Genomic DNA, 20,419 nt, shown 5'->3' with positions numbered 1-20,419 from the left:
ATATCATTCCCTGGAAAAAGGTACAAATACTCCTTTACTTTTTCCGGTCTATTTCTTCAAACTTGGAATTTTTAGACTTAAATTCAGGAACTATCCTTTTCATCAACTTCACCGTCTCCCAAATTTGTACTGAACGCGATAATCTCTCAAACTCATCATATGTTTCCACAATATCTTCATACTCATACCGACGCACCTTAGCTATCTTAATCTTCTTATGATGGGTAGGAATCGTATTTTCTTCATCACTTAATACCTCCTCATACAGTTTTTCACCCGGTCGTAGTCCTGTAAATTGTATTTCAATATCTTCATTCGGTTTATATCCCGCCAATTCGATCATACGAACAGCCAAATCTACTATTTTCACAGGTTTTCCCATTTCGAAAACAAAGATCTCATATCCTTCCCCCATAGTGGCGGCCTCCATTACCAAACGACACGCCTCCGGAATGGTCATGAAATAGCGTATGATATCGGGATGAGTCACCGTTACGGGACCACCATTTTCTATTTGTTCTTTAAAACGGGGAATAACTGAGCCATTGCTACCCAATACATTTCCAAAGCGGGTAGTTATAAATTTAGTACATCCTTTTACTTTGCCTTCTTTAATGGCATAGCTCAAACTCTGTACATAAATTTCTGCCAAACGTTTGGAGCACCCCATCACATTAGTAGGATTTACAGCTTTGTCTGTGGAAACCATGATCATCTTTTCCGCTCCATATTTAACTGCCATATCCGCAACTTGACGGGTACCGGTCACATTAACCAATACAGCTTCACATGGATTTTCCTCCATCAACGGGACGTGTTTATAAGCAGCTGCATGAAAAATAATTTGAGGATGATAGGTATCAAACACCATACGTAAACGCTCTATGACACGCACATCACCTATCACAGGAACAAAATCAAGATGTGGGAATCGGCGTTCACATTCCAAACGAATATTGTGTAATGGTGTTTCTGCCGAATCAAACATAATCAGTTTACGGATTCCAAGATGTGCCAATTGACGACAAAGTTCACTACCAATACTACCGGCTGCTCCCGTAACCATTACTACTTTATCGCTGAATTCATTGGCAACTTCACTCATATTGATATTAATTTCCGGACGTCCCAACAAGTCTTCAATCTTGACCGGACGTACCCATTGATGAAAGTTACCGTTTTCATCCGCTTCGCTGATAGAAGGAGCTATCAAAGTCTTGATGTGATTATCCTTGCAGTATTGAAGCAAACGAGTTTCCTCTAAACGGGTAGACTCATTATGAGCAAATAAAATACCTTGAATACGGCGTTTACGAATAAGCTGCTGGAAATCTTGTTCATTGGTGAAATAATAAATAGGGAATCCCGCCAAACGACGATGCTTGTAAATAGTTCCATAACAATAGAATCCGACAACTTTATAATGAAAACTATGTAGTAAACGGGTCTTCAGTGCTACACTCTTATCGTCTGTACCATAAATGAGAATACGCATATTCTCCTTATTCATCAATTCAATTAACGCCTCGTAGACTATCACCATCAACATACGGAAAGTAGACAAAGCAATCAAAGTCAACATCCCATCAAATAAGACAAACATCAACCTCTGATTGGCAGACAATCCGAACGGTTCAATCCATAAGAAAATAGCAATCGCTATACATACCGATTTGAATGATGAGCAACAGATCAACGGCCATAAACAACGCAACTGGGAATAACGAATGGTATTACGATAAGTATGGAAAAGATAGGAAGCTATCGTAGTCGCAATAGCGGCTAAAATTCCAATTCGAATCATAGCCCCACTATCTAAAGACACTTCAGCGTTATAATGTATCCACCAATAAGTAAAACAAGTGGACAATACTGAAATAAACAAATCAATTCCCCATATTATCCAGTAACTAAAGTAAGTTCTACTTATATACTGGATAAAAGCATTCAATTTTTCTTTCATCCCCCAATAATAAAAAGTTCCCCTTATTTCTTTTTTTTATTCGTCTCCGAGTAGTAGCCATCCCCATAGCCATATCCGTAACCGTAGCTATAACCATAGCCATAACCATACTTTTTCTTTTCAATATGGCTGTCGTTTAATACAATGCACAGATGTTTGAACTTACCTTCCTGATGCAAACGTTCCAACTCCGGAAGATAACGACGATCGAGTTTTCCATCACGGACCACATATAAAGTCAATTCAGCCACACGGTTTACAATCGTAGCGTCTGCTACCACCTGCGCAGGGACATTATCCAAAATTATATAATCATATTTTTTCTTCAACTCATCTACCAATTTCTCCAAACGATCGCTCATCAGAAGTTCGGAAGGATTAGGAGGCACAGGGCCAACCAACAACATATCTACAGCAGGATGAATCAGCCCTTTGTCCAGTATATTGTCTATATCATCATGCAAACCGGAAAGGTAAGTACTCAATCCTTCCTTATGTTTGACACCCACTAATTTACCTTGAGTCCGTTTACGTAAATCTGTATCTACCAATACTACTTTCTTTCCGGCTATAGCCAATGCCACTGCCAAGTTGCGAGACACAAAAGACTTTCCTTCACCGGGCATGGTAGACGTAAACATAATTACACGGGCATCCTTTGCTACAAAATTTATATTTGAACGCAATAAGCGAAAGGCTTCAGAGATAAGATCATTCTTATGTTCATCTACTACTATGAAATTATCTGCTACTTCTTCCTTACGGGAAGGAATCTCACCCAACACCGGAATGGTGGTATAATCTTCTATGTCCTTACGTCCCCGAACGGAAGTATTCCATAGCATCAACAACACTTGTATCCCCAAAGGAATAGCTAATCCCACCGCTAAAGCAGCCAGCAAAAAAGTTGTAGAATGAGGGGCAATAGGCGCATTAGAACCAAATGGAGACTCCACAACACGAATATTAGCCTCCGTTACAGCTAACTGAAGCGCATTTTCTTCACGCTTATTCAACAGAAAAGTATACAATGCCTCTTTAATGGATTGCTGGCGGATAATACTCAACGCCATCTTTTCCTGCTTGGGCACCGCTTGAATCTCAGTATTAATCTGATGTTCCACAGCACGTGTCCTATCCAATCGTAGACGAAGATTTTTGATATAATTATCCATTGAACCGGAAATTACGGTACGCATCTCCGCCAAATTCTTATCAGCCGTCTGGACTACCGGATTTTTTTCTCCGGATTCAGCCAACAGATGGTTACGCTGAAGCATAAGTTCATTGTAAGCGGTAATCTGGTTTTGCACACTTGCATCCCCTACTCCGGAAACATTAGGAATCAGTTGATTGTTGCGGGTTACATCCATCAAATAACTCTTAATGGATTGTGCAATAGACAATTCTGTTTCCATCTGCAAGGTTTCACCTTTCACACGACTGCTTTCAGCCAGATATTGAGAGCCGTTGCCTTCTGTACCTATAATACGATTGCGCTGTTTAAAGTCTGTCAATTCTTCTTCTACATCTCCCAGTTCCTTGCCGATCACCGCAATGCGTTCGTCTATGAATTTAGCTGTATTTACAGCTATACGATTTTTATCCTCAATAATCGTTTCGTTATACACATTTATCAAAGCACTCAATATCGCATCGGCACGTGAAACATTATTGCCAACACAGGTGATTTGTACCATCGTAGTACCTTTACCTGCCAAAGAAGTAGAAATACCTCCTTTATAAATAGCCGTAGCCGCTTCCGGACTCATACGTTTTACTAAGACAGGCTTACCTATGTATGTAGAGAGGTTCTCAGGTTTCAAATTGACAATCACTCGTCCTGCTTCTGTCTGTAATGTGTCTCCATAGGCATGATTACCATTTATTGAGAGCTTCTTTCCTCCTACGACAAGATTGGAAATCGTGTAGTTTTTTACATCCAGCGGAGTGACATTCATTGAAACAAAAGAGTGATAAGGATCAAAAAAAGTCACTTCAACCGGAGATTCTGCAAACAAGGAAGTATTACGAAAAAAGCCGTCTTCCTCATACGACACATCCAAATGCAGACGATTGACTACCTCACGTACCAATTGATGTGAGCGAAGGATATACATTTCATTTTCAACCCCGCTTCCTGTTACTCCTCCCTGAAGTTCCAGCATGGCGGATATATCCGAATTAGCTGTTTTTCCACCGGTCTTCACTAACATGACGGCCTGACGCTGATAAACAGGAACCAGTGTACGAGTATACAAGTAAGCAGCACTCACACAGACAATTACAGAAATGGCAAACCAATACCAATTAGCTATGATCAATTCTACAACATCCCGTAAAGTGATATTAAAACCACTCTCTCCAGCCGTTTTCTCCTTGTTTTCTTGAGTATATTCCATTTTTATTTTGCAAGAATAAAGATTAATGACAGTACGGAAGCCAACACACCTATAATACTACTACCGGCAGATAAGTAAGTCAGTGCAGAACTTCCCTTCACATTAATTGATTTATTGGGCTCTACGTAAACCACGTCATTTTGTTGCATATAATAAACCGGAGAATTAAAAATGTCTTCACTGGAAGTCAAATCTACCGTATAGCTCTTGCGCTCTCCGTTTTCTTCCCGAATCACCTGTATATTATTCCGTTTCGCTGTTGGCGGCAAATCACCGCCTAGCCCTATCGCATCCAAGATAGTCACCCTGTCGCTAGGAAGTTCTTTCACACCGGGACTGTTGACTTCTCCCAAAAGCAAAATTTTCGCTCCCTTAAAACGGACTTCTACCGTCGGATCTTTGATATACTCACCTTCTATCAACTTATTCTTGATTACCCCTGCCAATTCCAAACGTGTAAGACCGGCTACATGTATTTTTCCCAAAACAGGTACTTCAATATCGCCATTCTTATCCACCAGAAGTCCTTGCAGTTCTTGCGAAGCTCCGCTAGTGGTGGATGAGCCCAACACCTGACTATTGGCAAAAGGTGTCAACAACTCCGGTGCCTTGCTATTAATAGTAATATAAAGCTGGTCATCCGGCTTGATATGCAATTCATAATCATCAAGTACTTTCTGTGAACTCGGGTCTAACGAATTTGCACCCTGCAGATAAAGCATTTTTTTAGATGAGACACAGGAGGTCAGCCCTCCTGCAAGACACAAGAGTAGCAAAGAGTTTGCTAGAAATTTTTTCATGAAAATATTTTTTTTGATTATTCTGATACCGGCTCTACACATCCCACCGGTATATCCACACATGCACACCCCAACATAGTTAACCGAACAGCAACTTTAGACTTGCCGTCCACATTTACCAACTCTCCTTCCAAGCCTGCCAAAGGTCCTTTTATCACCCGTACCTTTTCTCCCGGTGCCAACGGCGATGTGCTCATACTGATCGTTTCATCCGAATAATCGAGCATAAATTTGAATCGCAACATTTGTTGGTCAGGAATAACAGCCGGAGTACTTTCCCCACGCAGTACCATATAGCGGCTGATAGCGGACAGCGTCAACACCTCTTTTTGTTCTTGAGGGTCGACATGGACAAAAATCATCATCGGAAGTAAAACGCGATCTACCACTTTACGACGATCACTCCATTTATGAACCTCTTGTTGAATAGGAAGGAAATTTTCAATCCCCATTTTCGTTAGCCGCTCACTCGTTTTTTTCTCGTGATATATGCGTACAACCGCCACTAGCCAGCGTTTTGAGCGCGCTACGCTTCTGCCAATCACAGTTGTTGGCAGAAGATTCTGATCGTCATTTTTTCTAATGATCATGTATATTTATCCTTCATTTCTCCGCTATTTTTAGGACAACGGAATGAATTTTGGTACAAAGATAGATAAAATAATAAATAACAAACAAGAAAAAAACTTTCTTTTTACTCACAAATCAAAATATGTGAGTAAAACAGTTTCGAACATAAAAGGATTATTTTTCTACGCAGCGAACGAAGCAAGCATCCTTACCGCCACTTGTACCCCAACTACCCATAGGATAAAAATCGAATGTAAAATAATTAAAATCCCATCCTACATTGTTTTCCGTTGTACCATTTACCTTATTCTCTCCGGTCTTATCATACCAGTATATCGCACCAGGACGCATATAGATGTCATAAAACAATGGGCAGTCATTGACACCATTAGGATAAGCAGCACTTACATCAGTCGGCTTGAAATATGTATTTCTACTTGATGCATATCGCAAAATTCCCTTATATTGATTTTCCGCTAATTCCCCTCTAGAATCTTTCCTATGACCATAACCGGAAGCACCTATCGGGAAAAATAGATTTTTTCCTGTTTGTTCGTTATAAACAAAACATCCTCTCATTCCACGTATCTTTGAGGTTGTGTAATCATAACCGTACACGTCATTTAGATCATCAGCAGTTTCTTTAGCCCCATCTCCATATAACACTCCATATCCTTGTTTTATATAATCACTATCAAACAATGCCTGATAATCCGAGGCACTGGCAACCTTCCAGCCGGTTTTGGGCTCCGTAAAATCTTCATTCCGGGTTATATCACTCCACTTCTTCTTTTCACCACTTCCGGCTATTGTAAAGAAGCCATCTTCAGGGTATGACTTTTTAAAATCCTCAGGTACGACATTAACCCAATATTCTTTGGGATTCTTATTATTCAACGCATCAATAGGGTAGGTCCAATTACCACGCCCGAACAGAGAGCCTTCATCCAGCGGAGATTCCGCTTCTTCCGTCTTTGTCCTCATATTCTTGGCATGCCATCTCGTTCCACCGGCTATCAAGTCATCCGGACTATCCCCCTGCCGTACAAATATAAGGTGATAGCAAGTATAGTTGTGGTATTCTACCCTTATGATGGCATAACGAGAAGTATTGGCATCACACGTCCCGTCAAAATTGACATTAAAATCAATCTCAGAACCGTTTTTCCCATATACGGTATCTTTTATGCATTCCGACATTCCACTCCCTTTGTCAAGGTTGATAACCCGCACTGAACTTCCATCGCTGTTGCAATGCCTTACAATATATGCCTTCCACGGACCTTCTGACACAAATGTCTCAAATTTGGTTGCATTCTCTTTTGGCAAGCGTTTCAACACCACATGAAACGGTTCACTCTTTCCGCTGCTACGATATATGCCTTTGGGATTGACAATACGGCGCACTTGATAAATGGTTACCATATTTTCAAATGGTTTTTCCAAACCTTTCAGCTTGGTAGTAATTTTGACTTCTGCCTTCCGATGATATGCGACATAAGGATTGTTACCGGTATAAGCCGTTTCTTTTATCAATTGTTTGGCACGCGTATACATAGGTATAAAGATATTGTATGTATTCGCTTCGGTAGGATGTTGTTCCACACGGTATGTGTCTGTCGAATCGGAACCGGTTGTAGTATGTTCTCCCACACTCATGTCTGTATATGTACGTTCTCCTCTTTTAGGAGCTTTTTCATAATGCTCTTTATTAGAATCCACGTTTACCGAAGTGGTCGTTTTGCGAATAACCAGATCTACAGTCTTATGCAATGAGAGGAAACCATTCCACTGATTAGCATTCACTTTGTCCATTTGGGAGTAATATATCAAGCCGCTGGCATTATACGGAGCCCAACGGTTATCCGTAATTTCCGCCTTGATGTATTCAATTTCACGTCCACCTGTATTTACTTTGATAGGGTACATCATTGAATGATTATACAAATATGATATGAAATAGGGTTCCGGAGTTATAACACCTGGTTCCGGTTCCTCATATTCGATATGCCAGTCTACATCATTGGCAAAATTTTTGAATCTGAGCGTCAGTTTGTAATGACAGTTGCGCTTGGCGTTATAGTCTTTGTAAATATCCTGACCAAGCATGAACCGGTATTTGATAGAACCATTGCCAATTCTTTCTGAATTAATGGATACATAATATGCATCTACTTCTACATATGTACCATACGGCATGCCATCCTTAAATTTATAACCGGGATCTCCCGGCATTCCGGGAGCGTCAAGCCCGTCTTTTCCATCAGCGTCCTGCCGCTTGTCCTTACCTTCCCCCTGCATATTCTCATAAAAGTATACAGCAACGGAGTCTTCATGATGGGAACCATAATAAGGTTTTCCCCGTGTGATACGCGGGCCGTTATATTCATGGTCGTAAGCTGTAGGCAAACTGCCTTTATAGTATTTTAGTTCCTCACCGTCCAACAAAGTTTTATCCAGTCCGTATCCCTCGGCACCTACATTATTATCCTTCCCCAAATAACATTGCATCGGAATATCCTTTATCTGTACCGACCTGAGATACACAAAAACACCTTCTTTCAGACGGCTGCCGTCATAAGCAATTGTAAGCTTCGAAGCAGCCCGGCGCAACCATGAATGCAGGTAGATGCTCGGTCTATTGATGGTAAGAGGTTCGTTTTCAGGCTGGTCTTTCTTGGTCGATGTGAAATATCCAAGCATCTGGCTGTTTTTGCCAACTTCACCGGAAACATTATGCCAGGTTAACGGAATACGCTTAAGTCCGTCTATGGTCTTGATATAATCGGAATACTTCTTGGCTAGAAGATCGGGAACATTGGCAACAGCATAAATATAGTATCTGCCAAAAGGTATTTCTTTTAATTTGAAAGTGGCACGTGGAGTCTGTGTCTCTGCAGATATTTTATTGTCTGCGTCTGCGTCCACACGTTTCTCATCGGTTATTTCAAAATCCAGAATCTGACGGCTTTGATTCTCCACAAGGTTTCCGCTTTCATCATACAACAAGACATAAAGTGTCTCTATTTCTTTAATCGCATCTCCCGCCGCCCTTGTGTTCTGCGTAAGCCCCGAAGCCATAGGACGGAAATCTACGGTGGCAGACACCGTGCTCTGCCCCTCTCCAAGTGATTCCGTTCTTTCAAACCAGTCGTCCACACAACTTGCCATGCTGAGGACAAGTATGAACAGAAATGTATATAATATATCACGTTTCATCATCTTACCGTATTATCGTTCTTTCTTAGTATGTTACTGTCGTTTCATTTATAATCCGAAATCCGGGTTAAGAACAACCTCGCTATAAGGTATTACATCCACTTTCACACCCTCCTCCCAGAAAGTGACGTCGACCAGTATATGAGTATTGCGGAAAAGGGCTTTCAGATTCGGAAAAAGCCGGGTAAACAATACTTCTTTCTCTTCTGAGGCCCCGTTTTCTCCTTCAAGATTCTTCTCTGTCAGATGAAGGGTCATCGTATAGGCTTGCTCTCCATATTCTTGCGTTCCATCTTTGAGGTTCTTACTCTCCGGGAGATAAAATACGGGGAACATTTTTTCACCGGGAGTGGGAGCTTCATTCACATGATACGTGAGACCGGGAACAAGAGTCGGAGAACGAACAATGACTGCCTCGTGAGCCTGCCCGGAAGGAATATCGTAATCCTGTATCCATCCTCTCCTATCCGCCAGCGTCACATCCTCCGGATGCTTTTGTGACTCATCCGCCACTTTTTTCATCCAATCAACCCAAAAGAACTGCTCGTCCTCAAAAAACATCTCCTTTTCCTTTTTATGAGGGATCAGATAGGTTGTCCCCACTATTCCGGAAATAGTAATTGCATCCACACTGACAGCATTTTCACGTTCGTTCGTAAAATGGAATGCGAATTTGGTAGCAGCACGAACCAAATAGAACTGCCGTTCTACCAGACTCTCCGCATTGACCGGAACATCATATACCGAACTCATAGGAATGGGGTTCCTATAATCAGGAGTGAAATACAATTCGTCCACAATGCTCCTGAATGTATTATCACCGACTGTCAATGTTTCCAATTTTCCATGAAGTTCGGAAGATACACTCTCTTCGTTAGCTATCAGGTATATTTTCTTCGTTTCATTCCGTGTCACCTCTAATATTCTGAAACACTCGGTTTGAGGGAAGTTACCGAAATCAACATAGACGTTATGTTCCACACTGCCGTCCGCATGGAGGACAACAATGCGTAACGTGTACATATATTCGACAGAGTTATCCGCAGAGATATCAACCGCACGGGTTTTATCAAGAAGAGCGGTATGCAGGATGAGTGTAGCGGTGGAAGTATCCGGCTGTACTTCGTCCATACAGCCATTCTCTCCGCTGCTACACGCTGCCAACAGTAATGCCCAACCGGCAAATGCTGCCATCCATACTGTATATCGCGATATTTTTTTCACTCTATATCCACATTAGAACGTACCACTTTCCATGAAAGGATTTGTATCACTGTACTTACCCATTTATTGTCTTCGTCAAGAAAAAATGTCATATTATACTCATCTGCCCGATCGAGAAATTCCTGTTCGGACATATTCCTGTTACATTCGCCTCTTACCAACAGAGCGTAGTCAATAACGGGAATGGAAACAACTAGTTTTCCTTCCGTAGTATGAATCGTCAACATCGGACGTGAGTACAGGTTCCAGTCTCTTTTCACCAACCTGCTTACCGTAAGTTCTGCTACGGCAGCCTTGACTGTTGTCACAGCACGGTTCCCGACTTCGGGCATTACATCCACACCGGATTTTGTTAGTACATCAACACCAGCTTCACCCGAATAGGTGGACCAAGCACGATAGGTAATCGGCTCATCATTGATCAATGAGTTATCATGTGCCATCCAGCCGTTCCGGTCTTCAATGCTAAAGACAAAGTCGTCAGCGTTTATGTCTTCTCCGGAAAGATGCTGAAGCACCACACGAAATACGTTCGTATCCTTCGTCAGGGGCATGACATATGTATACTCGCCCCCATCATCATTTACAGGCAGACTGACATCGAGAGTGCCATGAAACAATGGATGTAAGTCTTTTCTAGAACAAGTGATACGTTTTTGAGTACCTGTTGCTTCGTCTGTCTCCAAATCATATTGCCGTTTCAACTTACAATGCAAATCTTCCAGATGGCATCTATGCGATACGTCGGGCAAAGTGAAGGATTCTTCGTTATCAAGTCCGCACCATGCGACAAGATGGTAATCACCAGGATCAAGGTCAAGAGACATGGTATAATCACCTGATGCAAGGATACTGCTTTGTTCGGCAGACTGCCATACCAGCTCTCCTTCAGGATTGAACGCGTAGAGTCTGACAGACTTCACTTCATGAGCAAAAGCATCGGCAAACTTCAGATTCATATCATAACGGAATTTCAGACGGTAGCGCACGGAGCAATCGCCTTCTTCGTTATAAATCATACTATCACACGATACGAACAGGAAAGCATGCACTACGACTGTCAATGCTGCTATTCCCCAACATTTGATATAAGACAGTGTGTTCATTATCTATCATTTTTTATTAATGACCAATATATATAGTCTACGGGTGGAACCGCAGTGGAAATTTCTAATTAAGCGGAAACCCAGAATCTTCTTCGGGATTTCAAAAACGGCATCTCTCTTTGCGCCGATAGCCCAAGCGCTTTCTTTACATTAAAGGGATGGCGGAACTCTCTTCCGACGGGAAGCGGTCCCGCCATCAGGATTACTTAGTGGTTGTTTTTATGGTTCTGTTTGCTATGAATAATCACCATTCCAAATCAACATTCTGTTTTACAACTCTCCATGAAAGAATATTGATTTGTGCAGCAAGATAAGTATCATCATTCTTCGGATGTTGCGGAACAATCTTTTCATCAGGATTCAAAACCGGAGTTCCAAGGCCAGCAACAGAAGTGATGGCAATATCATAAATATGGTTACGTACTACCCCAAACTTACCCTTAGTTTCTTCCGCACTTTCTTCATGCTTAATGTCAGTATAATAATATGTTTTACCGGATGACCATATTCTTGCACCAATCGAATTCTTATTGGCAAGTATCTTATTTACGTCATCATGGGTAGTATACGCCTCTCCATTCGCTTTATAGAATGTCACATCTTTTGCCGTCTCTTCATTCAACTGCAAATAGCTCAAATATCTCTTACTGTCTTCTGAAGAATTATCAGCGACACCTGCATCTATACCGGAAACAAGTTTCACCATATCCTTACTAATTGATACCAGTTTCTCATTCTCGCCATCTTCTTCTTTTGTATAAATCTGAGTATTTACAATACCCAACATTGCTGTCAATGCACCGGCTTCGGTATACTGTGTTCCACCCCATTCAGCCAAACTAACAAAAGTAGCCTTATTGTTCTCATCGACTGTCACCAATCGGGCTGCAATAATCGCCTGAGTACGATTGCTTAGAGCATCAGCCGAGACGTAAGTGGACTTTGTTCCATCAATATTATCTGCCGCATTTTCAAGACAGTATGCATTATGACCATCATATGAAGTAGAATTTCCATTTTCAACTCCTATAGTGCCCACCTTCTTAGCTATTTCATTATAGCTTAAATAACCAAGTGTAATATTTGCCGGGTTCTGTGCCCAATAAGAACGATAAAGAGCAGACATATTCCAAGTCCAACCTAAATTCCAGTCAGAATCTACTTTTTTGAAAAGATATGTTTTATCAGCAGTACCCGTCACATCCCATCCAGTAAAAATAGCATATACAACTTTTGCGTCTTCTCCTTCACCAACAGTTATATTGGTGTCACTGTCTTTTGCTGTTTTCAACGGAACGGCTACATATTCTTTAGCTACGCCATCTTCTTCTAATGTTACTGTTTTGGAAGAGACTCCTTCTTTCCATGCAGTATACAATCTTGCTTTAGCCCATACGCGTTCTACATAGATATTTACCGGATCCTCAGTGGCAGCCTCTGGTCTAGTTTTCAACTTATCTGCAGTTACCTCAACCTCACAACAGAAACTCTTGGAACCAAAAACAGAACTTGTCATCAAGAAACCATCATCTGCAGAACCAGACGATGCTATCTCATCACGAAGTTGACTCAAAGACTTGTTAGCATCACCTAAGAAACAATTGGTACCTACTCCACCGTTAAGTACTGCAACCATAGATTTAAGACCATCTACATTGTCATCCTTATCCGTTTCAATAACGAGCACTGCATCCACTTTTTCCTCAATATTAGGCATCTCGCTTTCAGTACTTCCCAAATCTTTGCCTTCAAGTGAATAATCATAATAATTTTTTCCTTCACGTCTTACCGGACAAGCAGAACCATCTGCTTTGAAGAAATAAAAACGTATCGACTTCACTTCATTTTCATTCGCCAACCCTTCTTCAAACAAATCTCCATCCTGATTTCCGGGATTTGTTTCTGCACGTGTCCTGATAGCTGCCGGATTAGCAATCCGAACAGACAGAAAACGACTCTGACCGTCAAATTCCGGACCGTTGGTTTCGGGCATAATTTCATCGCTGGAACAAGCACTAAACACCATTACTCCAAGCAAGCCCCAAAATAAATTTGATAACTTCATAAAATTAAATGTTAATGGATTAATAAATTATTTTTAGCTTTCTCTATTTTATCTATCTCAATAAGGATTATATCAGCCTGTTCTACTCCCATCGCTTTCGCATCATTGAGGAGCCTTCGCGCATTATCATAATCTTCAATAAGAAAGGCATATGCTCCACGAGCATAAACCGCCTGTGATGAATCTCCCGCTTTGAAAAGATAGCGTTTTGCACTTTCAAAATCCTTGCGCTGCATTGCGGAATTCGCTGCATTCAGATTGGCAGTCTCATCATCAGGATACATTCTCACTGCCGTTTCAAACACGTCGTTGAACTCAACGCTTCCCGGTTCGTACGTCCGTGCCACAAGATAGAATTCATTGAGACTAAGTTTCTGGGGTTGCACCCTTATGACGCGCTTTATCTCTTCGACATCACTAAAGCTACGGATGACGTAGTCTATACGATAGTCTGTATGACGTAAGGCCGGATAACAATTCTGCAACAAGAAGCGGTATTCCTCCGGATAAGTCCGCTTTATCTTCGCTTCTTTAGTATCCGGTTCCAGATTGCTGTCAATCATGTCCAATATCTCTGTACGGTGTGCCAGATTAGTTTTTTCGACATAACGGCGCAAACCAGCCCAATCTTCCGGCTCATAGTCCGTAATTATCACACTATCCTTGAAATGATATAACTGATTGATATAATGCTTCAAAGCTGCCGTACGACCTATTGCCAGATCTCGATTATGGGAATACGGACTCTCGGGCGACGCATATCCTTTGAGCCATACGGAAGTGATAGTGATGTCCTTGTCATTCCGCACAGAATCTATAGAGGCTTGGATTTTACCCAGTTCATGCGTATTCCGACGATATTCAGGATAAATGACCGTCTTGTTGACCGGGAAGTCAATGAAGGCCGAACCGGAGAGCGAGCGACTCTTGACAGCCTCTGCCTGAGGGTAGACATAGAGCAACTGCGGAGACAACGGAAGTACTTCCATATAGCCGCCCAACGGCTCCACACATTCTGCCAATAGCGTGTTGCAACAGCCATAATCACTGCGATACAATTCCAATGCTGCTCCGTTCATCCATCCATAATATGGAATAATGGCATGGTATGCCACATCGGAGGGTTTTGAACGCGCTTTAAATGACATTTCTTTTGCACCGGACAGCATACTTTCTCCATTACGCACATAATAATAATAACGTTGACGCCCATAAACTCCTATTGACGGAAGTTCGAGCGTATCTGTAGCGCACACAAAGCGGGGAGTAAGCAATACAGCCCTGTTTATATCTACTTCCAAAGGGGACAAGCCCATATTCATGTCAACCACTATATATTCACCGTTCCGTTCAATCCTAAGACTATCGGTTGTCACTCCGACTGTTTGCTGGGCATTCAACATACAACCTATTCCCAGCAATGCTGCTATAATAAAAATAAATTGTTTCATAACTAAACGCTTTTAGAATAAATAGACTAGATTTACCGCTACCTTAGTGGGACCGAAATAGTTATGCGGTTTATTTTCACTAACTTTCTTTCCACATCCGGCACACCTGAAACGATCATAACGGGTATAGGAATAACCGACACCTATTTCCGTCTCGATGTTCCAATGCCGCCCCAATATCCAGGCATACCCATAGGCAACACCCGCGCCTACAAACCAGCCTTGATACCGGGTGCTTTTAAGCGTCGAGAAATCAGTGCCCAGTAAACTAAAATCTGTATCAATGCCACCTATATTATATTGTCCGCCGTGCAGATGGGCTCCGATAAAATGCCCCGCAAAACGGTCGCAAAACCAATAACGAGCTTCAGGTTGCACTGCCCAATGCTTCCACCGGCGATCATGAGACAAAGTCCATGCATTGACCTCTCCGGAAATGTCGAGCGTCCAACGAGGAGCCAGCCCTACCTCCAAACTGGTATTTATATTTAGAAAAACATCGGATAAAATATTGGTCTTTACTGCCACATCTTGTGCACAAACCGGATGAGCCACAATATTCATGACTATTATCAGAAAAAAAATCCCTAGTTTCATCATTTATGTGTATTCTTATGCTAAAATATTGTTGTTATTTCCCATGAAATATCATCCAAACAGGTAAAGCTACAAACAGACATACATTTTACCGATAATCCAAGAATATAACTGTTTAAGTTTCCCTTGTAAATATGTTTATCCCCCAATCATATCCTTTTTATAGCCTTATCTGATACTTCTCTTATCAAGAAAAGTACCACTAACACTGAATATCTGATATTTACATATTTGCATTACATGGATATGTCATTCCGATTAACATTTGACAAAAAATGCTAATATTATTTGTTGTAAAATAAAAAAGTTTATTTAATATAATGAGAGATACCCTGTTTTTTGTAATTTTGCACCGTTTAATACTTTTCTTGATAAGAAAAGTACCAGATTAACAACGTGTTTTCATACTTTTTTAAGTCATTATAAGGAGTTGATGATAAGACTATTAGCCTTATCAATAGCAGAAGTGTCCAATGAAGCAAGATAAATTTTCGTAGTATTCTCAGAATCGTGTCCCATAGCTTCGCAAATCACTGAAATAGAGATATTTTTACTTTTGGCTATACTTGCCCAAGCGTGGCGCGCAACATATGTTGTCAGCGTTACATTCAAGTTCAACAGTTTTCCAATCATTTTCAATTTCCTGTTGATTAAATGTGCCGCATTTTGATATTGCCGCCTCTCATCTTTTGCAATATCTTTTATTATCGGTAGCAGGTAAGGTGTATCTACCGTATCATACTTATTGATAATCTCCTGCATAGGCTTTTCCCATTTGATAAAAAGCTGCTGATTCGTTTTGTGACGCCGATAAGACAAAATACCGTTCCGGATATCTTTCTTTTTGAGAAACGCTATATCTACGAATGACATCCCACGGGTATAAAACGAAAACATAAAGATATCCCGGGCATAATCCATCGATGGAGAAAATTTCAATTCCAGATCCCTTATTTGACGGATTACTTTTATGGGCACAGCGCGTTTCATAGTCTTGTCAATTCCGGTATAAACATATTTGAACGGATTACGTTGCACTGTCAACTCTTTATCTACGGCACGATTATATATTGCCCGCAAATTTCTCATGTAATAGGAAGAGCTGTTGGGACATACTCCGGCGGATTTCAAATAGGTTTCATACTCGACCATAAGAACAGAATCGATACTTTCAATAAGGATATCTCCACGTCTTCCCATGAAACGCTCAAAACTATTCAAGGCCACCGTATAAGTTTCAGCAGTACGCTCTTTACCAACCTGCTCCAGCTGCATAACAAGTTCCCGTCCAAACGAAAGGAAACCACCAGCTAAAGAATCCTGAAAAGACTTCACCACATCTTCTGAGGTAAAGGTAGCCGTAGTTCGCTTGAGCCTCAAAACAATTTCCCTGAGTCGGGACTGATCTTCTAAAATACATTTTCTCATTGTAACCAAATAATGTGCACGTATTGCGTCATCAGCAGGAATGATGATTAACGACAACCGTTTATCCCATTCTGAGGGAAAAAGCTTGTAACCGGTGTTTATGCACCTCACAACCCTGTCATGAATCACTTGATAAAACAAAGTCCCCTCTTTATCCAAAACAGAGGAAGGACGAAATTTGAGTTTTACTGTTGCCATATAAGCTATATTTTGAATTAAACAATTAGTGATATAACAAATATGGAAATAAAAAAAAGAGACTGAATAACTTTTTATTGTTAAACAGCCTCTTAATATTGTTTTTTTAGAGTTTACCCAGAATTACCTACCACTTGTAGTTAATACCGAAACTGAGCAGTTCCTTTAACTGGAAATAACTGTCACCTTCAGTGGGTTTGGAACTATCATCAAAACGGGTGTGAACGTAAAGTTTGGTAGAGAGATAACGGTTCAGAACAAAATTGAATGTGTTTTCCCATTCTACACGAGCCCAATGGTAGTTAGTCAGATAGTTGAGACGGGATTCCAATGACACGGCAGAAATGATATTCCAGTTAAATGTCGACTGCAACTGCGAACCGAAGTCATTCTTGGAGCATTTGCCTTTATCCAGACCGAATTTCGTTTCATCCACTTCCGAGTTGTCAATATAACGCAGGTTATAAGTCAATGGCGCCATAAAGACAGAAAGATTGAATTTCTTTTTATTCAGTTTATAGTCCATACCGATACTGACCGCCAAATCAGCCGGAGACATGAAAGCTGAAACCAGATCTTCGCTGTTGGCCTTGTATCCATTGAAAAACTGGGTTTTGAACTCAGAGGAGATCGTATAATACCAATTCTTAAAAGCTCTCAATCCCAGCTTGTTATAGATGCGAAGTTGGTCAGTTGTAAAGAGATACTTATGGTATTCGTCCGACGGAGTGGAAGTCATACCCGCTTTCGCTTCAAGCTGATTTTCAAACAGCACTTTCTCATTGTCATTATAGTTTGCGAAGATCAGAAAAGTAGCTAATCCGGAGAAGTTGCTCTCCCCCCCCTTATACCAGTTGTCCGAAAGGTGGTTCTGGCTGATCTGTAATGAACCGTTACCTCCTACAACCCACCAGTTAGGACGGCTGATCTTGATATCGGCCTTTCCTACATTATCATTCATATCTTCACGTTGAAACAGATGAATCACATTGGCTTTGGGGGAGATCTTCGGTTTCACATCATGCCGGAAAACATCCCGACTCATGATACGGTCTTCCGTAGTAACAACCAAATTCGGATGTTGCAGATAAAGATCCATCAAAGCGTTATTGACTAATGTATTGGCACGTCGGGTTTTGGTAAACGCCAATGTGTCGTATGGTAAAAGTTCCGATGTCAGTTTGGGGGTGGTGTCCGGCTGCACAGGTTTCCATTCCAGTCTTGAATACTGCGCCATCGGGGCATAGTAATACGCCAAAGGAGTAAACAGGCGAAAATAGTCGGGATCCGACGGAATATAACGTGGCGGCACAGACGGATCATTCAGATAATCCAATTGGGCTATATACTTATTATATAAATAAGAAACGGTATCCAATTGGGGTGTCGGACCGGACATATTGAGTTTTAACATTAAATATTTCTGGAGTTCTGCCGAAAGTGTATCCGCTTTTACGACTTTGGCCTTAGCCACTACCGTTGAAGATTTGGGAAGTGAAGAATTGCCGGCATTTTCCTGTGCAAAAAGCGATAACGAAAATAACAACAGGATAAAAACTGAATATAAAGTAGTAACTCTCATCATATTTGTTTATGGTTTAGGCTGCAAAGCTACATTATTTTGTTCAGAAATCATAGGATTCTTTCAAAATTGCATTTTTTAATAAAATTGTAGAGACGAAAGTCTGCATTCTTCCTCTTTTTTTTATAATTTTGCGCTTTTTAAGTTCATAAGAATACTACTAAGTAAACAATTTTAAAAACAGTTATAGCTGTGGGAGAAACAAAGTATATTTTCGTCACCGGTGGTGTTGCCTCTTCATTAGGAAAAGGTATCATTTCATCTTCCATCGGTAAGTTGCTGCAAGCAAGAGGTTATAATGTAACCATTCAAAAGTTTGACCCGTACATCAACATCGACCCGGGAACACTGAATCCATACGAGCACGGAGAATGCTATGTAACGGTAGACGGACACGAAGCCGACCTCGACCTAGGACATTATGAAAGATTTCTGGGCATACAAACGACTAAGGCGAACAACATTACTACAGGACGTATCTACAAAAGCGTTATCGACAAAGAGCGTCGTGGAGACTATCTGGGTAAAACGATTCAGGTGATTCCGCATATCACGGATGAGATCAAACGGAATGTGAAATTGCTCGGTAACAAATACAAATTCGATTTTGTCATCACCGAGATCGGTGGTACGGTAGGCGATATCGAGTCACTCCCCTACCTCGAAAGTATCCGTCAGTTGAAGTGGGAACTCGGTAAGAATGCTCTTTGCGTGCACCTGACTTATGTCCCGTATCTTGCTGCCGCCGGAGAATTGAAAACTAAACCGACTCAACACTCGGTGAAGGAACTTCAAAGTGTGGGTATCCAGCCGGATGTACTAGTACTGCGTGCCGAACACCCGTTAAGCGACGGATTGCGCAAGAAAGTGGCACAATTCTGTAATGTGGATGATAAAGCCGTAGTGCAGTCTATCGACGCAGAAACAATCTACGAGGTTCCTATCCTGATGCAGGCACAAGGCTTGGATAGCACCATTCTCGAAAAGATGGGACTGCCGGTAGGAGAAACTCCGGGACTCGGTCCATGGCGTAAATTCTTGGAACGCCGCCACGCAGCTGAGACCAAAGAGCCTATTAACATCGCATTGGTCGGAAAATATGACTTGCAGGATGCTTACAAATCTATTCGTGAAGCATTGTCGCAGGCCGGTACTTACAACGACCGCAAAGTGGAAGTACATTTCGTAAACAGCGAAAAGCTGACAGACGAGAATGTGGGTGAAGCCTTGAAAGGTATGGCGGGTGTCATGATCGGACCGGGATTCGGCCAACGGGGTATTGACGGTAAGTTTGTAGCTATCAAATATACACGTACACATGATATTCCGACTTTCGGAATCTGTCTGGGTATGCAATGTATCGCCATCGAATTTGCCCGCAACGTATTGGGATATACAGACGCCAACTCACGCGAAATGGATGAGAAGACTCCGCACAACGTGATTGATATCATGGAAGAGCAGAAAGCGATCACCAATATGGGCGGAACCATGCGTTTGGGTGCTTACGAGTGTGTATTGCAGAAAGGCTCTAAAGCATATCAGGCATACGGAGAGGAACATATTCAGGAACGTCACCGTCACCGTTACGAGTTCAATAATGACTACAAGGAACAGTACGAAGCTGCCGGTATGAAATGTGTAGGTATCAATCCCGAATCGGATCTGGTGGAAATCGTAGAAATTCCGACATTGAAATGGTTTGTAGGTACACAGTTCCATCCGGAATATGGAAGCACGGTACTGAACCCGCACCCGTTGTTCGTGGCGTTTGTGAAAGCGGCTATCGAAAACGAAAAGTAATTAGTAATTTG

13 protein-coding genes are annotated in these 20,419 nt (G+C 41.5%); 1 reads left to right on the top strand and 12 read right to left on the bottom strand.

Annotation, left to right across the window (positions count from 1 at the left end; genetic code table 11):
• Window positions 1–34: 34 nt before the first annotated feature.
• The 12 genes from ACNOGP_RS13370 to ACNOGP_RS13315 form a co-directional block, all read right to left on the bottom strand.
• Window positions 35–1,963, bottom strand: coding sequence for a polysaccharide biosynthesis protein (locus tag ACNOGP_RS13370; protein WP_418213009.1), 1,929 nt, complete (start codon window positions 1,961–1,963; stop codon window positions 35–37).
• Window positions 1,964–1,986: 23 nt separating this feature from the next.
• On the bottom strand, window positions 1,987–4,365 hold the full coding sequence (locus tag ACNOGP_RS13365) for a GumC family protein (protein ID WP_418213008.1): 2,379 nt from the start codon (window positions 4,363–4,365) through the stop codon (window positions 1,987–1,989).
• Window positions 4,366–4,367: 2 nt separating this feature from the next.
• Complete coding sequence (locus ACNOGP_RS13360; protein WP_195476707.1) at window positions 4,368–5,165, bottom strand: polysaccharide biosynthesis/export family protein; 798 nt, start codon at window positions 5,163–5,165, stop codon at window positions 4,368–4,370.
• A gap of 17 nt (window positions 5,166–5,182) precedes the next feature.
• Window positions 5,183–5,755, bottom strand: a complete 573-nt coding sequence (locus ACNOGP_RS13355) for a UpxY family transcription antiterminator (RefSeq protein WP_418213007.1) — start codon at window positions 5,753–5,755, stop codon at window positions 5,183–5,185.
• Window positions 5,756–5,909: 154 nt separating this feature from the next.
• Complete coding sequence (locus ACNOGP_RS13350) at window positions 5,910–8,957, bottom strand: hypothetical protein (RefSeq protein ID WP_418213006.1); 3,048 nt, start codon at window positions 8,955–8,957, stop codon at window positions 5,910–5,912.
• A gap of 45 nt (window positions 8,958–9,002) precedes the next feature.
• Entirely contained in the window at window positions 9,003–10,178 is a 1,176-nt protein-coding gene (locus tag ACNOGP_RS13345) for a hypothetical protein (protein WP_418213005.1), read from the bottom strand.
• The gene (locus tag ACNOGP_RS13340) at window positions 10,175–11,284 is read right to left on the bottom strand and encodes a FimB/Mfa2 family fimbrial subunit (protein WP_287667794.1); all 1,110 of its coding nucleotides are present in this window, start codon (window positions 11,282–11,284) and stop codon (window positions 10,175–10,177) included. Before ACNOGP_RS13340 ends, ACNOGP_RS13345 begins: the two co-directional genes overlap by 4 nt.
• A 244-nt stretch (window positions 11,285–11,528) precedes the next feature.
• Window positions 11,529–13,349: an Mfa1 family fimbria major subunit gene (locus ACNOGP_RS13335; protein ID WP_418213004.1), complete on the bottom strand. Its 1,821-nt coding sequence runs from the start codon at window positions 13,347–13,349 to the stop codon at window positions 11,529–11,531.
• An 11-nt stretch (window positions 13,350–13,360) separates the two neighbouring features.
• Window positions 13,361–14,800, bottom strand: a complete 1,440-nt coding sequence (locus tag ACNOGP_RS13330; RefSeq protein WP_418213003.1) for a DUF3868 domain-containing protein — start codon at window positions 14,798–14,800, stop codon at window positions 13,361–13,363.
• A 12-nt stretch (window positions 14,801–14,812) separates the two neighbouring features.
• Window positions 14,813–15,397: a DUF3575 domain-containing protein gene (locus tag ACNOGP_RS13325; protein WP_195476719.1), complete on the bottom strand. Its 585-nt coding sequence runs from the start codon at window positions 15,395–15,397 to the stop codon at window positions 14,813–14,815.
• A gap of 420 nt (window positions 15,398–15,817) precedes the next feature.
• Complete coding sequence (locus ACNOGP_RS13320) at window positions 15,818–17,023, bottom strand: tyrosine-type recombinase/integrase (RefSeq protein ID WP_418213002.1); 1,206 nt, start codon at window positions 17,021–17,023, stop codon at window positions 15,818–15,820.
• Between the two features lie 127 nt (window positions 17,024–17,150).
• On the bottom strand, window positions 17,151–18,608 hold the full coding sequence (locus ACNOGP_RS13315; protein ID WP_418213001.1) for a DUF3078 domain-containing protein: 1,458 nt from the start codon (window positions 18,606–18,608) through the stop codon (window positions 17,151–17,153).
• A gap of 189 nt (window positions 18,609–18,797) precedes the next feature.
• On the opposite strand from ACNOGP_RS13315, the gene ACNOGP_RS13310 reads away from it, so the two are divergent.
• Complete coding sequence (locus tag ACNOGP_RS13310; protein ID WP_007761204.1) at window positions 18,798–20,408, top strand: CTP synthase; 1,611 nt, start codon at window positions 18,798–18,800, stop codon at window positions 20,406–20,408.
• Window positions 20,409–20,419: the final 11 nt, after the last annotated feature.

Origin of the sequence: Bacteroides difficilis (assembly GCF_048319815.1) — a bacterium.
In the GTDB taxonomy this organism is placed as follows: Bacteria; Bacteroidota; Bacteroidia; order Bacteroidales; family Bacteroidaceae; genus Bacteroides; species Bacteroides zhangwenhongii.
The sequence above is the reverse complement of the archived record's forward strand: the minus strand, read 5'-3'. Positions and strand labels throughout refer to the sequence as shown.

Excerpts from the sequence above, each read along its gene's own strand:
- ACNOGP_RS13370 (WP_418213009.1), bottom strand. The coding sequence starts at position 1,963 with ATGAAAGAAAAATTGAATGCTTTTATCCAGTATATAAGTAGAACTTAC.
- ACNOGP_RS13365 (WP_418213008.1), bottom strand. The coding sequence starts at position 4,365 with ATGGAATATACTCAAGAAAACAAGGAGAAAACGGCTGGAGAGAGTGGT.
- ACNOGP_RS13360 (WP_195476707.1), bottom strand. The coding sequence starts at position 5,165 with ATGAAAAAATTTCTAGCAAACTCTTTGCTACTCTTGTGTCTTGCAGGA.
- ACNOGP_RS13355 (WP_418213007.1), bottom strand. The coding sequence starts at position 5,755 with ATGATCATTAGAAAAAATGACGATCAGAATCTTCTGCCAACAACTGTG.
- ACNOGP_RS13350 (WP_418213006.1), bottom strand. The coding sequence starts at position 8,957 with ATGATGAAACGTGATATATTATATACATTTCTGTTCATACTTGTCCTC.
- ACNOGP_RS13340 (WP_287667794.1), bottom strand. The coding sequence starts at position 11,284 with ATGAACACACTGTCTTATATCAAATGTTGGGGAATAGCAGCATTGACA.
- ACNOGP_RS13335 (WP_418213004.1), bottom strand. The coding sequence starts at position 13,349 with ATGAAGTTATCAAATTTATTTTGGGGCTTGCTTGGAGTAATGGTGTTT.
- ACNOGP_RS13330 (WP_418213003.1), bottom strand. The coding sequence starts at position 14,800 with ATGAAACAATTTATTTTTATTATAGCAGCATTGCTGGGAATAGGTTGT.
- ACNOGP_RS13325 (WP_195476719.1), bottom strand. The coding sequence starts at position 15,397 with ATGAAACTAGGGATTTTTTTTCTGATAATAGTCATGAATATTGTGGCT.
- ACNOGP_RS13320 (WP_418213002.1), bottom strand. The coding sequence starts at position 17,023 with ATGGCAACAGTAAAACTCAAATTTCGTCCTTCCTCTGTTTTGGATAAA.
- ACNOGP_RS13315 (WP_418213001.1), bottom strand. The coding sequence starts at position 18,608 with ATGATGAGAGTTACTACTTTATATTCAGTTTTTATCCTGTTGTTATTT.